The sequence below is a fragment of the Pontibacter actiniarum genome (assembly GCF_003585765.1).
In the GTDB taxonomy this organism is placed as follows: domain Bacteria; phylum Bacteroidota; class Bacteroidia; order Cytophagales; family Hymenobacteraceae; genus Pontibacter; species Pontibacter actiniarum.
The window spans coordinates 1,895,557-1,909,353 of sequence record NZ_CP021235.1 but is presented as its reverse complement, the minus strand read 5'-3'; the positions used below and the strand labels follow the sequence as shown (position 1 = coordinate 1,909,353).

Sequence of the window (13,797 nt, the reverse complement as noted above, 5' to 3'; positions counted from 1 at the left end):
ACGCTTTTGCCAGCTTAGTTTTCCAGACTGCTGCTTTAAAAGTAGCCCTGCCTAGCGCCTTCGGAAGTATAGGCAAGTATAAAATCTAAGAAAGGCTCAGGGAGTTCGGTTACGGCCTGGCACGGCGGCAGGCCGGGGAGAGCTGTGGGTTATTTTGTGTTGAACATAAAGATGTTATAGTTGCTGCTGCGGCTGTAAAATCTGAACATCGGGCTTTGTGCTGCGTTATCAGACTAGAAAGCGATTGTAAGAAGTAAAAGAAAACTATGAAAACAACAGGAACAACACAGCTGTCACGCTTGCTCCGCGGCGTAACAGGAGTGCTGGCGCTTATGCTGCTAGCCGAATGTGCTTTCGGGCAAAAATCGACGGTGCAAACCGAGGCTGGCACTGTAAAGGTAGAAACCCTGGCAAAAGACCTTACCCACCCCTGGGGCATGGCCTTTCTGCCGGATAAGCGGCTATTGGTGACAGAGCGTACGGGAAAACTAAGGATACTTGACACCAACAACAAGCTATCGGAACCACTTGCGGGCACCCCGCGCGTGTTCGACAAAGGACAGGGCGGACTTCTGGACGTCGCGCTGGACCCGAACTTCCAGCAGAACCAGTTGGTGTACCTTTCATTTGCAGAGCCGGGAGAAAGCAACACCGCCTCTACGGCGCTTGGCCGGGGCAAACTGGTCGGCAACGAGATTCAGGACTTTGAGGTGATTTTTCGGCAGGAGCCTAAGGTAGAAGGCCCCAACCACTTCGGGGGCCGCATCGTGTTCACCCCGGAGGGGCAGGTGCTGCTAACCCTGGGCGAGCGGTTTAAGTTTGAGCCCGCCCAAAACCTGTCTAACCACCTGGGTGCGATTGTGCGCATTAACCAGGATGGGACAGTGCCGCAGGATAATCCTTTTGTGGGGCAGGCGAATGCTGAGGACGCAATCTGGTCTTACGGCCACCGCAACATCGAGAGCGCAGCCATAGACCCCAAAACTAACAAGCTCTGGGTCGCCGAAATGGGCCCTCTGGGCGGCGACGAGTTCAACCAGCCCGCGGCCGGCAAAAACTACGGGTGGCCTGTGGTAAGCTGGGGCAAAAACTATGACGGCACCGATATTCCCGATCCGCCTACCCACCCAGCGTTTGCTGACGCCGTCATACAGTGGACGCCTACTATTTCCCCGTCCGGTATGGTTTTCTACACGGGCGCTATGTTTCCGGCGTGGCAGGGGAGTACCCTTATCGGGGGGCTAACAAGCAGCGGCATTGTGCGGGTGCAGGTAAACGGAGAGCAGGCAGAGGAAGTAGAACGCATCCCCTTGGCAACACGCGTGCGCGATGTTGAGCAGGCGCCGGACGGTTCAGTGTACGTGCTGACGGACCAGCCTGACGGAAAGATTCTGCGCCTGAGCCCCTTAAAGTAGATTCTAAACAAAAACACATCAAAAGCAAAGCCTCTATACATGTATAGAGGCTTTGTTGCTTTATAGGATGGTTTGTATAGTTTGTTGTATTCCCTCGCAGGGCTCTTGCCATACTTTAAAGCAAGGTAATCCTTCGCATGGTGCAGTTCACCAACTTTAAGCTACTTCTTTAGCAGCGCTTCGTACACTTTTTCAGGTTGTATGTTGCACTAAATCAAAAAGCTATGAAAAAGATTAACACTCACTTACAGTTCATGGTAAAGGCTGGCCTGTGCTTATACCTGCTCATAAGCCTGTCCGCCTGCGCAGGAGAGGTGGGAGACACGGCTGTGAACGACCCGGAGATTGTGGCTGGTACGGAAACAGCAGGAGCCACACAGGATGATGGCTGGGATTCGGATGAGTTTAACTCTGATTTTGCCTCTACCAACTACTACGAGGAGTGGGACGAGAACGATGATAACCTGCTTGACGACAACGAGTTTATGGGCGGCTTCTTCGACACGTGGGATGCAAACAACGACAACCAGCTGGATGAGAACGAGTTCACGACGGCTTCCAACGACTGGGGGCTGGAGAACGAGAGCTGGGCAGACTGGGACACGAGCGGCGACGGCATCCTGGACGAGAACGAGTTTAACACAGGCTTTGCCGACAACGGCTGGTTCGACGACTGGGACGCTGATAATGATAACATGCTGGCAGAGCGCGAGTACACCGACGGTGTTTTCGGGGTTTGGGACGAAAACGACGACAGCCTGCTCGATACGAATGAGTATGGCCTTTACGACACGTACTATGGTGTGTAAGCTACAGGAGCATACACATCGGCAAAGCAAAGGGAGCAGCGAACGTTGCTCCCTTTGCTTTGCCGGCCATCAGAAAAGAGGTTCCGCTTAAACATGCTTCTGTAAACTCAACAGGTGTGCCGCAGGCTTCATAAGTGCCGGGCCAAAGGCAGCATCATGAAATAGCATAAAGTTTGGTACAGTATTTGGAAATAGGCTAAGGGCGGGTTTTGATGATTTAACGCGCTTACTATTAGATTTTTAAAATATTTGCTACTAGACTATATGAAGACTAAACAGTTATTTGCTGGCTTAACGCTTTCGGCTATTTTGGGTGGAGGCGTAGCTGTGGGAGGGTACAGGTTAATGGAAAGTGATACCTTAGACTACCTGCAGGCGAAAGTCGGCACCCCGGAGGTACGTTACACAAGCGAGATGCGCAGCAGCACCCCTATCGTACCGGAAGGGCTGAATTTTATGAAAGCCTCAGAAGCTGCCACCCCGGCTGTCGTGCACATCATGACGGAGTATAACGGTGCTTCTGCATCAAGTAGGGGCGGGAGCCAGATGGACCCACGCCTGCGCGACTTCTTTGGTGATTCGTTTGGAGAGCGGCAGCAGCCGCGCGGGCCGCAGAAAGCCTCGGGCTCCGGGGTGATTATTGCCACAAACGGGTATATCGTCACCAATAATCACGTAATTGACAAGGCGGATAAAATAGAGGTTGTTTTTAACGACAAGCGCAGACTCACGGCCACGCTGGTCGGCACAGACCCTACTACGGATATAGCCCTGCTGAAAGTGGAGGCAGACGGGCTGCCAACAGTGCGCTACGGAAACTCCGACGACCTGCAGGTGGGCGAGTGGGTATTGGCCGTAGGTAACCCCATGAACCTTACCTCAACCGTTACGGCTGGTATCGTGAGTGCCAAAGGCCGCAGCATCGATATTCTCCGTTCTAATAACCCAAGCCAGCAGTATAGCGTGGAGTCTTTTATCCAGACGGATGCGGCTGTTAACCCGGGCAACTCGGGTGGCGCACTGGTGAACTTGAACGGCGACCTAGTTGGCATTAATACGGCCATTGCCTCGCAGACGGGCTCCTTTACAGGCTATTCGTTTGCCGTGCCTTCTTCTATCGTGAGTAAGGTGGTTGACGACCTGATGAAGTACGGAGAAGTACAGCGTGCATTACTTGGTGCCCGTATCCAGGAGATAGACGCCGCTTTTGCCAAAGAAAATAATATCAGGACGCTGAACGGCGTGTACATTGCCGGTGTAGCCGAAGGCAGCGGGGCCCAGGAGGCCGGGTTGCGGGAAGGCGATGTTGTGACGGCTGTGAACGGTGTTCCGGTGGCCAAGTCTTCGCAGTTGCTGGAGCAGGTTGCCCGCTACCGCCCCGGCGATAAAGTTAAAGTGAGCTACCTGCGCGATAACGACGCAAAAACGGCGAATGTCACTTTAAAGAACCTGAATAACGGCACAGAAGTCGTGCGGCACAGTAAGGCTAGCTCCGTTACGTTTGGAGGTGCCACGTTTGAGCCCGTTAGCAAGCAGGAAATGAGCAAGCTGGGTATAGCTGGCGGTGCGAAAGTCTCTGGGGTAGCTAAAAGCGCCTTCCGCAATACAGGTATAAAAGATGGCTTTATCATTACGCGCGTAGACAGGTACGAGGTAAAAACACCAGCGGATGCAGAGCGCTACCTGCGCAACTTAAACGATGATGTGGTGTACTTGGAGGGTGTGTATCCGGATGGGCTAAAGGCTTACTACCCTGTAGGAAGGGAGTAGGCGTAACAAACGCTTATAGTAAAAAAGGCCTCTGCAGAAATGCAGAGGCCTTTTTTATTTAGCAGCAAGCTTTAGCGACTGTTTTCAGTGCTCGGCTGCGTTTTACATGTTGCTGCCAGGCGGGTACTTTTGCAGAATCTCCGATACGATCTTGTTGACACGCTCCTGGTCTATGCCGCCCGACATGTCCACGGCTGCCTCGCCAATGCCGCGCCACACCAGCTCGTTGGTGTCGGGGTTGATCAGGTCCACCACCACGGTTCCCTCTTTGTATTGGTTGATGGTGCGGTAGGTGGTAGGGAAGCGGTTAAAGCCGTAGTTGTAGCGGTAACCGTACCAGTAGCTATAGCCATAGCCGAACCCCGTAGGGTACGCATAGTTGGTGTTCACCTCCGTTTCAGTGTTCACGGCCACGTCGTAGGCCACTTTCAGGTCAGGGTTGGAGGTGTCAAAGCGCAGGCCCTGGTTGCCCAGCGACTGGCGAATGGCATTGCGCAGGTACTGGTCCAGCGATGCGTTAAAGTTAACGGATGCATCACGGGGTTGTGAGGGCCGGTCCTGGTAAAAACTGAAGGTCTGGTACTGGCTGAAATTAGCCGATCGGTCATAGTCTGTGGCTACCTGAACAGAGGGGGCGCAGCCTGCCAGCAGCAGAAAGCACAGCCCCAGCAGCAGGTGCACAGGTTTTGTTGCTTGTTTCATAGTTCGTTGTTATTGAGTGTGCGTGGAAAGGGCACCTTAAAAGCGGTGCCCTGTTTTAATTGCTTAAACTATGGTGTTAGGCACCATAGTAGGTGTTATAGTAGCCGTACTCGTCGCTGCCGAGCAGGTTGTCATCGTTTTCATCCCAAACTCCGAAAACACCTTCTGAGTATTCGCGCTCTGCCAGCATGTTATCGTTGTCTGCGTCCCAGTCGTCGAACCAGCCGTTGTCGGCAAAGCCTGTGTTAAACTCGTTCTCGTCCAGGATGCCGTCGCCGCTCGTGTCCCAGTCTGCCCAGCTCTCGTTCTCCAGCCCCCAGTCGTTGGAAGCCGTCGTGAATTCGTTCTCGTCCAGCTGGTTGTCATTGTTAACGTCCCAGGTGCTGTACATGCCGCCTCTGTACTCATTCTCGTCAAGTAGGTTGTCGTCATTCTCATCCCACTCCTCGTAGTAGTTGGTAGAGGCAAAATCAGAGTTAAATTGGTTCAGGTCTATATTGTCCCTGCCCACGTCTTCACTTAGCTCCTCCGCAATAGGGGCCTCGGATGTCGCCACCTCCGTGTCTGCTACTTCTGTATTGCTATCGCAGGCAACCATGCCGGTTAGCAGTAGCATGCTCAGCCCGCAACCTGTTATTTTGCCGATGTAAGTTGTTCTCTTTTTCATAGTTATTGATTTAGATTAATATATGTTGTTCTATATAAGTACGAAATGAGCTTGCATACGATGCGTATGTATTGATTGACAGCTATTTATGGTGCTGGCTGTGTTGCTGCCATCTATGCCCGCGTCCAACGCATCTGCCGGGAGCCGGTTAAACCGTCTGTCGCTCCGTCTCATCCGAATAAGCAAAGGGCACGCTCATGTTCATATAAGCTTCGGTAGCCACTTCCGGCTCTTGCGTATGGCCCTTTTACCTGCCCATCTCGGTATCAGTGTGTGAAGCACTTAATAGCTAGCAGCCTTAGAGACAGGTCTCCCTAAACCTACGGCAGCATAGGGGCACCGTTACAGATTTCTTGGTATAAGGGGGAAAACAGAGTGCAAAACGGGTATTACAGAAAGGCTACAGCGTGAGCAGAAAGATGCTGGTTGGCTGTAAAATTGTACCCTCTGTGCTGTTTTGCCTGCTCACTTGGATGCATTTATTGCTCCAGCTAAGCAAGGACAGTAACGTGTGCAGACAGAGTTTTGAGCCGTTGCCTTGCAGGAAAAGAGCATCGGCCGTAAAGCCAAACCTGGTGGCGGGGCAAGGCCTCCGTTTTAAACGGCACCACGGCAGCAACGTACATCGTGTCGGGAGAGGCGCTAAGGAAGTACAGCTGTACATTGCTGTCGGTACCTTTTAGCTCGTGTCCGCAGCTGCGGCAGCACGCCGGCTATACCGAAGCAAGTACAGCTACTTTTAGCGCTGCAGCATAAACGCAAAACAGATGAGTAAGAAACAAGACATACTTGACGCTGCTTCAAAGCTTTTCACAGAAAACGGGGCGCGTGCGACATCTACCAAATCCATTGCAATAGAGGCAGATACCTCGGAGGGCTTGATCTTTAAGCACTTTGGCTCAAAGGATAATCTGCTGGAAGAGATCATCAAGAAAGGGTATCAGGCCGCGGCCAGAACAACCAGCCCTTACCTGGTGGGGCAGTCGGCGCGGGAGTACGTTGCCAACATGATTGAGCTGCCCATTATTCTGACAAAGTCTAACCCCGATTTCTGGCGCATGCAGTATAAAATCATGCCTTTAAACCCGATTTCCTCCCGGTACCATGATCACTTTATGCGCCCGTGCCTGCTGAGGCTAACGGAGTGTTTTCAGGAGCTGCACTACGAAAATCCGGCCTTAGAGGCAGAGCTGTTGCTGGTGCACATCGATGGGGTCTGGAAGTACTTTGCAGCCCACGAATTTGATATTTCTAAAGAGCAGGCACTGGTGCACGCCATGAAGCAGAAGTATAAGCTATAATGCTTCTGCCTGTGCATGTTAGTGGCTGGCCAGGCTTACGCTTAGCTTAAAAAGCCAGTGTTAGGAGTAGCTGAGGATGCCTGGTGGCTTCATCCGGAATCCAAACAAGAACCTGGGTTAGGGGTTGTAGGTATAAATTAAGTATAAAAGCAAAAAGATTGAACGTATAACCTGGAACCAAGCTATGGAAGAAAAAATGAAAGCAGCCGTTTATGATGAATTTGGCGGACCCGAGAAAATACAAATCCGTGAAGTTGCTGTGCCGGAGGTGAAAGAGGGAGAAGTGCTTGTGCGTATAAAGGCTGCCGGCGTAAACCCGGTGGATTATGTGGTGCGGGAGGGCTACTTAAAGGACGCGCTGCCTTACCAGTTTCCGGTCATCCCCGGTTGGGACGTGGCAGGTGTGGTAGAGGAAAGAGGGTTTAGTGCCAGGCGGTTTAACGTGGGCGACGAAGTATACGCCTATGCCCGCCGCCCTGTAGTGCAGCACGGTACCTTTGCAGAGTATATTGTGATTCCCGAAAGCTACCTGGCCGCGAGGCCGCAGCGAATTTCCTGGGAAGAGGCCGCCGGCATACCGCTTGTTGGCCTGACGGCGTATCAGTCGCTGTACGACGCGGGCCAGCTGCTGGAAGGGCAGACCGTGCTGATACTGGGGGCATCCGGTGGCGTGGGAAGCCTGGGGATACAGCTAGCCAAGGTAAAAGGCGCGCGCGTGATAGGGGTAGCCAGTGAAAAGAACCATGCCTTTATGAAGGAGCTCGGTGCTGACGAAACCATTGACTACAGGAATAACAATGTGGGAGAGGCGGTTAAGGCCGTGGCGCCGGACGGTGTGGATTTGATCTTTGACTGCGCGAGCGGTGAGACGTTACAGCAGAGCCTTTTGGCCTTGAAGCCGTCCGGAAAGCTGGTCTCTATCCTCAACCAAGGGGAGGGGCTGGATGCCGGCATCGACTTTCAGTATGTGTTTGTGGAGCCGAATGCCCGGCAGCTGCAGCACCTTCAGGAACTGGCTGACGCGGGGCAGCTAAAGGTATTCGTGAGTGGCACCTACGCGCTAGACGAAACTGCTGAGGCAATGAAGCAAATCCAAACGACGCACACCACCGGTAAAATCGTCATCGTGCCGTAAATCCGCTCTTCCCGCTGGCGCATTATTTGTGCATCAGTAGCGTACCTCCATAAACCACACGCCCCAAGTATAAGCTCAGTTATACTTGGGGCGTGTTTTTGTTCGTGTCCGTGCATTCGCATCGTAGTGGTAGCTTTTCAAAAGTTAAAACAAAGCTGTAAAGTTAAGCCCGAAGAGTTTTCGGCTCAGGCGGTGGCTTTTTCATCTACCGTACTAAAAACGAAGTATAGCCGGTGCCGGAGTAGGTGGCGCTGCGGTATAAGTGTTATCTTAGTCTCATGAAGCTAAGAAGTAAGAACTACTACATCCGTAAGTCGCACCGCTACCTGGGGCTTATACTTGGCGTGCAGTTCCTTTTCTGGACCCTTGGTGGGCTGTACTTCAGTTGGAATGACCTGGATGAGGTGCACGGGGACCATCTCCGAAAGGAGAAGCGCAACTATCCGGCTTCCCTGCGCATGGTGTCGCCACAGCTGGTACTTGACAGCCTGAAAGCCACGGCGCAGGTCGACTCGGTGCTGTCTGTTCAGCTGATCGAGATAGTGGGTGTGCCTACCTACCAGCTGCGGTACTTCTCAGGGGCCACGGCGCCAACGGTACAGGATGCAGGCTCTCATACGGCGGGCCATTCTGCTCCGGTGCACGTGCAGCTGGCAAATGCCGCAACCGGGCAATTTATTTCTCCCCTGTCCGAAGAGGAGGCCGTGGCTGTAGCCAAAAGACAGTTAGCGGACCCGGTTAAGGTTGAGGAGGTGGCTTACCTGACGGAGGTGGGGCCACACCACGAGTACCGTGAAAAGCCTTTGCCGGCCTGGGCAATCACGTTTAGCCAGCCCGACAACTGCACCGTGTACGTAGCCGCTGAGCTGGGCACTTTTCAGGCAATCCGGCACAACCAATGGCGCGTGTTCGACTTTCTGTGGATGCTGCACACCATGGACTATGAAGGCCGCGATAACTTTGGTAACATACTGCTCCGGGCCTTTTCCTTCTTCGGCCTTTTTACGGTTCTGTCCGGCTTTGTGCTCTACTTCGTATCTTCTCCTTCTCTGCGAAAGACCCGGAAGGGAAGGCGGCAGGTTAATTAGTTCGCGTACCTTTGCACCTTAGGGTAGTGCCGATACGTGCAGGTGGTTTATAAACAGGATGATACAGGAGAAACAGGATTTTGAGCCGTTTAAGGCAGCAACAGTGCACGAGGTGCTGCCCATCAACGGGAGCCTTGGGGCGAATGCCGAGGAGACACTTTCTTCCACGTCTCCGGAAAAGGAAACCATCATTGTTATTGGCAAGCACAGGTACTACAACCTGTTTACGGCGCAGCTTGTAACCTGCCCGCGCAGCAGTACAGGCGAGCTGAAAAGCCCATTTACGGTGCTGAACACCCTTGATCTTGTCTGGAGTACGCAGCAGCCGGAGGAACTGAAGTTTTACGCTGCCATCAGTAAACTGCAGGGCTTCTACGAGGCTTCGGGCACTGATACAGCGGTCCTGAAGGCGCTGATCCGCAATCCCTTTCAGTACCCGTTTTATCTGCACGATAGCAACATCACGGAAAAAATAAGCCCACGTTCTATTTCTCCTGTTCAGGTAAGCCAAGCGGCAACAGACGGTAGTATTCACGTTAGCCAGAAAGGATTGCTGTACACCACAAGTATGGAGCTCTCTATTGATGGCGCCTACTGCCCCTTAAGCCGCATCAGTGTGCAGTATGATCAGTTTGTGGTGCTCGACACCGACTGGTACCTGTGCGCGAACCCGCACCTGTTGCAGGCTATCGCATACTTTAAAAGGCACGGCAACAGCGTTACACTGCCCCGGGCCGCTTTCCTGCAGTTCAGAAAAGAGGTGCTGGCGGAAATGGAAGACCATGTACATGTGGCGCATACATACCTGAAAGCCGCCACCCCGGCTCAACTGGCGACCGGTGGCTTTGGCCATGCACCCGAAAAACGGCTCTACCTTTCGGAGTCCGGCTCTTATGTTAAGCTCACCCCGGTGATGAAGTACGGGGAAACCGAAATTCCCGTGCTGTCGAGGCGGCAGATCTACGCGCAGGATAAGGCAGGGAAGTTAATTGGGGTAGCCAGAGACGGGGAAGCCGAGGATGCTTTTACGGCCTTACTGCTAAGGCAACACCCGGATTTTGAGGAGCAGCTGGAGACGCCGCTTCTGTACTTTTACCTGCACAAAAACCGCTTTCTGGATGAGGACTGGTTCCTGTGCGCCTTTGAAGTATGGCAGAGCCAGCAGATCACTGTGCTTGGGTTCAATGACTTACAAGGCAACAGGCTGAACCAGCACAAAGCTGTCATATCCATCCAGGTGTTAAGCGGTGTCAACTGGTTTAATGCCCAGGTGCATGTTCGGTTCGGCAGGCAGGAGGCTTCTCTCCAGCAGCTGTACCGGTCTGTGAAGGACAAGAGCAGGTATGTGCAGCTAGGCGACGGAACGAAGGGCATACTGCCGGAGGAGTGGCTGCAAAAACTGGAGCGCTATTTTAGGGCCGGTGAAGTGGCAGACGAAACCACACTGCGTATTCCGAAGGTAAGCTATGCGGCACTCTCTGAGCTTTTTGAGGCGCACATGCTGGCAGAAGAGGTGCGGGAGGAGCTGAACCGGTACCAGGTACAGCTGTCGGACCTTGCTGCTATCAAGCCAGTTTCGGTGCCCGCAGGTCTCCATGCCGAGTTGCGCCCGTACCAGCTGCAGGGGCTCAGCTGGCTCAGCTTTCTTGACAGCCTGAACTTCGGAGGTTGCCTGGCGGATGATATGGGCCTGGGCAAATCAATCCAGATCATTGCCTTCATACTTCATTTAAAAGCAAAATCAGCGCAAAACGCGCACCTGCTGCTGGTCCCGACGTCGCTTATCCCTAACTGGGTAGCGGAGATGCAGAAGTTCGCGCCTTCCCTCAGCCTGCTCATACTTCAGGGAAGCGGCCGGCCGAAAAGTACAGCGCACTTTGCCGGTTACGACGTGGTCATCACCACGTATGGCACCCTGGTTGCAGACATTGCCTACCTGAAAGAGTATCAGTTCAGCTATGTCTTTCTGGATGAGTCCCAGAACATCAAGAACCCGCTCTCGCAGCGCTACAAGGCGGCGCGCCTGCTCAAAGCTCGTAACAGGGTGGCAATATCTGGCACTCCCCTCGAGAACAGCACTTTCGACCTGTACGCCCAGCTTTCTTTTGCCTGCCCCGGCCTGTTAGGAACAAAGCAGTTCTTCAGAAACACCTACGCCATTCCCATAGATAAATTTAAGAACAAACGAAGCGCCAGGGCTTTACAGGACAAAATCAGCCCGTTTATACTTAGGCGCACCAAAAAAGAAGTGGCAACAGAGCTCCCAGAGAAAACGGAGGTTGTGCTGCATTGTGAGATGGGGTCTGAACAGCGAACAGTCTACGAGGCCTATGAAAGGGAGTTCCGTGACTACATAGCGGCCAGGGGAGAGGATGAAATACAGAAGAACGCCATGCATGTGCTCCGGGGCATCACTAGGCTGCGCCAGCTATGCAACGCTCCGCAGCTGATCGGGGAGGATAAGGTTGCCTCCTCGAAGATTGCGATACTGCTGGAGCAAATACGGCATATCTCGCGCCACCATAAAGTGCTGGTCTTCTCTCAGTTCGTGTCGATGCTGGACCTGATCAGGAAAGAGCTGGAAAAGGAGGGGCTAGGCTATGCACTTCTGACAGGCAGCACCAGGGACAGGGGCGAAGTAGTGAACCGTTTTCAGGAGGATGAGGCGACGCGGGTTTTCCTGATAAGTCTGAAGGCGGGTGGAACGGGGCTGAACCTGACGGCGGCAGACTATGTGTTTCTCGTAGACCCGTGGTGGAACCCAGCCGTGGAAAATCAGGCCATCGACCGCAGCTACAGGATCGGGCAGAAAAACAACGTTATCGCCGTGCGGCTTATTTGCCCGGACACAGTGGAGGAAAAGATTCTGCAGCTGCAGCAGAATAAAGCGCAGCTGGCCTCCGATCTGGTTGGTACGGGAGACGACTTTTTTAGGTCCCTCTCTAAAGCAGCGCTGCTGGCGCTGGCGACTAATAACTAGCGTCTTGGCAGCGGCAGCAGTGAGCTTTGCGGGTGTCTGTTTGATCTTTCAGAAGTACGCTAAAGTCATGTAAAAGCCTTCCATCGTTAACTAAGAGGCTTTTTAGAGTAAAGGTCGGGTTAGCAAACTTCCTGTACAGGTGTTTCGCTGCTTTGGAGTAACATGCTAGAATTTAAGCGAAGGTGCCGAGCTATAGTTGTACCTCTTCGCCATCCTGCGGAATCAGCAGCTTGCCTTCTTCCACAGCTGCCTTCTGGGCTTGCTGGCGAAGGGAAGCCCTTGTGGTGAGGCAGTGGTCCAGCGCATCCATGTGTACGGCTATAACCTTGGCGTCCCCGCTTTTTTTGATCAGCGCCATCGTCTGCTCCTCGTTCATAAGTATAGGCGTTGCTTCAAAACCAGGGAAAGCAGCACCGCCCGAATTTACCACGATGTAGTCAGGCGTATACTTTTGTATACTCTGCTCAATCTCGTCTATCCAGATGCTGTCGGCTACAATGTAAATGGTCGGTTGGTTATCTGCCTGCAGCACAAAGCCAGACACAGTGCCCATCCGCTTCAAAATCTCCCCGCTGCCGTGCTCACCACCTGTTCTGTGAATGGTGATGCCGTTCCATACAGTGCTGTCCTGTACCGTTTCAGCGTTGGTGAAGATTGCTTGCTGAAAAAACTCCTTATCGGCTGGCTGGTTGATCAGTTTTATCGACTTGTCCAGCGTTTCAGCAGCCACCGGATCAAAATGGTCAGGATGTGTATGCGTGACCAGCACCAGGTCTACATCCTTCACAATCTCCTCGATAGGCATGGGTAACTCTACCATTGGGTTTCTGGCCTTGCCTGCCAACGGATCAATGGTATCCTTTGGCATTAGCATTGGGTCTACCAATATTTTCTGCCCTGCATAGTTGATGAGCAGAGTTGCATTTCTGATTAACTGTATACTTGTATTTGTTGCCATTCTGTATTGATTTTTAAGTTCTTACTTCAGTACAACAAAGTTAAGCAGCTGTTGATTGGGCTTAGCTACCAAAGCTTTCTGCCTTGCTACCATTTTGATAATCCAGCAGGAAAGCGGAGGTGGTTTGCCCGGTTTGTGTTTTGAAAAAGCGCATCAGGTGGTTAGGCCCCGAGAAATTGAGTTCATGCGCTATGTCGGCCACCGTTAAATCAGAGTGGATCAGGTAGTTCTTGGTTTCGAAGAGCAGCCGCTGCTTTAACAAATGTGTGGCGGTTACATTAAACTGAGCCTGCACAGCTTTGTTGAGCGTAATCCTGCTTATACTTAATAGCGAAGTATACTCGCTGATCCGTTGCTTCTCCCTAAAGTGCAGCTCCAGCAGCTTCTTAAACTGGTAAGCATAGTTGTTTTCGGGCTTATCGAGTGGCAGGTGGTTGTGCTGCGCGTAATCTCTGTTGAATTTCAGCAACTGGTAATAGAGTAGGGAGCGGATGAGGTGCTCGCTGTCCGGGTTTGCCTCTTTCAGTTCAATGTGTATTTCGGTCAGGGTGCTGCAGGCTTTCTGGATGTATTCGGCCGACACATTCATACTTAGCGGGTAGTCCAGCTGGTAAAAGTATAACAGCCGGTACGTGAACAGCCTATCAGCAAAAAAGTCGTTGAGAAAGTCTTCCTGGAAGATAAGAAAAGTAAAATCCAGGTGGCCCGGGTCCAGCTGACATTGCCGCTTCTGGAACGGAGAAAAAAAACAATGCTGTTATCGCTCAGGCTAACCTTTTGCTGGTTCAACACAACGTGCCCTTTCGCTTTTCTGAAAATCAGAACTTCGAAGTAGTCGGTGTTGTAAGCTTCTGTTTCGGTATAGGCATACTTTATTTCCTCTCCAGAACCTACCCGAAGCAAGACCTCTACACCGCACCTGGTTTTATCGAATTTTATAGTTCTCAAAGGGTATGGTTGCTATGCTATTTC

At 52.4% G+C, this 13,797-nt stretch carries 12 protein-coding genes; 7 read left to right on the top strand and 5 right to left on the bottom strand.

Annotation, left to right across the window (positions count from 1 at the left end):
- Window positions 1-266: 266 nt before the first annotated feature.
- The 3 genes from CA264_RS08290 (at window position 267) to CA264_RS08280 (ending at window position 3,994) form a co-directional block, all read left to right on the top strand.
- A complete protein-coding gene (locus CA264_RS08290) occupies window positions 267-1,415 on the top strand; it encodes a PQQ-dependent sugar dehydrogenase (protein ID WP_025606251.1) in 1,149 nt (382 codons plus the stop codon).
- A 224-nt stretch (window positions 1,416-1,639) separates the two neighbouring features.
- Entirely contained in the window at window positions 1,640-2,224 is a 585-nt protein-coding gene (locus CA264_RS08285) for an EF-hand domain-containing protein (protein WP_025606250.1), read from the top strand.
- A gap of 264 nt (window positions 2,225-2,488) precedes the next feature.
- Window positions 2,489-3,994, top strand: coding sequence for a Do family serine endopeptidase (locus CA264_RS08280; protein ID WP_025606249.1), 1,506 nt, complete (start codon window positions 2,489-2,491; stop codon window positions 3,992-3,994).
- Between the two features lie 102 nt (window positions 3,995-4,096).
- Here CA264_RS08280 and CA264_RS08275 read toward each other — a convergent pair whose 3' ends face one another.
- Window positions 4,097-4,696 carry a DUF4136 domain-containing protein gene (locus tag CA264_RS08275; protein ID WP_025606248.1) on the bottom strand — a complete coding sequence of 200 codons (600 nt, stop codon included), beginning with the start codon at window positions 4,694-4,696 and terminating at the stop codon, window positions 4,097-4,099.
- Between the two features lie 76 nt (window positions 4,697-4,772).
- Window positions 4,773-5,363, bottom strand: coding sequence for an EF-hand domain-containing protein (locus tag CA264_RS08270; protein ID WP_025606247.1), 591 nt, complete (start codon window positions 5,361-5,363; stop codon window positions 4,773-4,775).
- A 767-nt stretch (window positions 5,364-6,130) separates the two neighbouring features.
- Here CA264_RS08270 and CA264_RS08265 point away from each other — a divergent pair.
- From CA264_RS08265 to CA264_RS08250, 4 genes are all read left to right on the top strand, one after another.
- On the top strand, window positions 6,131-6,664 hold the full coding sequence (locus CA264_RS08265) for a TetR/AcrR family transcriptional regulator (RefSeq protein ID WP_025606243.1): 534 nt from the start codon (window positions 6,131-6,133) through the stop codon (window positions 6,662-6,664).
- Between the two features lie 184 nt (window positions 6,665-6,848).
- Window positions 6,849-7,799: an NADP-dependent oxidoreductase gene (locus tag CA264_RS08260; protein WP_051364388.1), complete on the top strand. Its 951-nt coding sequence runs from the start codon at window positions 6,849-6,851 to the stop codon at window positions 7,797-7,799.
- Between the two features lie 278 nt (window positions 7,800-8,077).
- The gene (locus tag CA264_RS08255; RefSeq protein WP_025606240.1) at window positions 8,078-8,887 is read left to right on the top strand and encodes a PepSY domain-containing protein; all 810 of its coding nucleotides are present in this window, start codon (window positions 8,078-8,080) and stop codon (window positions 8,885-8,887) included.
- A 58-nt stretch (window positions 8,888-8,945) separates the two neighbouring features.
- Entirely contained in the window at window positions 8,946-11,867 is a 2,922-nt protein-coding gene (locus CA264_RS08250) for a DEAD/DEAH box helicase (protein ID WP_025606239.1), read from the top strand.
- A gap of 190 nt (window positions 11,868-12,057) precedes the next feature.
- On the opposite strand, the gene CA264_RS08245 is transcribed toward CA264_RS08250, so the two are convergent.
- The 3 genes from CA264_RS08245 to CA264_RS22190 form a co-directional block, all read right to left on the bottom strand.
- Complete coding sequence (locus tag CA264_RS08245) at window positions 12,058-12,825, bottom strand: MBL fold metallo-hydrolase (RefSeq protein ID WP_025606237.1); 768 nt, start codon at window positions 12,823-12,825, stop codon at window positions 12,058-12,060.
- Between the two features lie 61 nt (window positions 12,826-12,886).
- Window positions 12,887-13,414, bottom strand: coding sequence for a helix-turn-helix domain-containing protein (locus CA264_RS22195; protein ID WP_237151199.1), 528 nt, complete (start codon window positions 13,412-13,414; stop codon window positions 12,887-12,889).
- Between the two features lie 2 nt (window positions 13,415-13,416).
- Complete coding sequence (locus tag CA264_RS22190) at window positions 13,417-13,773, bottom strand: hypothetical protein (RefSeq protein ID WP_237151198.1); 357 nt, start codon at window positions 13,771-13,773, stop codon at window positions 13,417-13,419.
- Between the last annotated feature and the right edge of the window lie 24 nt (window positions 13,774-13,797).

Bases quoted from the DNA above. Each gene is read 5' to 3' on its own strand.
- CA264_RS08290 (WP_025606251.1), top strand. From the start codon at position 267: ATGAAAACAACAGGAACAACACAGCTGTCACGCTTGCTCCGCGGCGTA.
- CA264_RS08285 (WP_025606250.1), top strand. From the start codon at position 1,640: ATGAAAAAGATTAACACTCACTTACAGTTCATGGTAAAGGCTGGCCTG.
- CA264_RS08280 (WP_025606249.1), top strand. From the start codon at position 2,489: ATGAAGACTAAACAGTTATTTGCTGGCTTAACGCTTTCGGCTATTTTG.
- CA264_RS08275 (WP_025606248.1), bottom strand. From the start codon at position 4,696: ATGAAACAAGCAACAAAACCTGTGCACCTGCTGCTGGGGCTGTGCTTT.
- CA264_RS08270 (WP_025606247.1), bottom strand. From the start codon at position 5,363: ATGAAAAAGAGAACAACTTACATCGGCAAAATAACAGGTTGCGGGCTG.
- CA264_RS08265 (WP_025606243.1), top strand. From the start codon at position 6,131: ATGAGTAAGAAACAAGACATACTTGACGCTGCTTCAAAGCTTTTCACA.
- CA264_RS08260 (WP_051364388.1), top strand. From the start codon at position 6,849: ATGGAAGAAAAAATGAAAGCAGCCGTTTATGATGAATTTGGCGGACCC.
- CA264_RS08255 (WP_025606240.1), top strand. From the start codon at position 8,078: ATGAAGCTAAGAAGTAAGAACTACTACATCCGTAAGTCGCACCGCTAC.
- CA264_RS08250 (WP_025606239.1), top strand. From the start codon at position 8,946: ATGATACAGGAGAAACAGGATTTTGAGCCGTTTAAGGCAGCAACAGTG.
- CA264_RS08245 (WP_025606237.1), bottom strand. From the start codon at position 12,825: ATGGCAACAAATACAAGTATACAGTTAATCAGAAATGCAACTCTGCTC.
- CA264_RS22195 (WP_237151199.1), bottom strand. From the start codon at position 13,414: ATGAATGTGTCGGCCGAATACATCCAGAAAGCCTGCAGCACCCTGACC.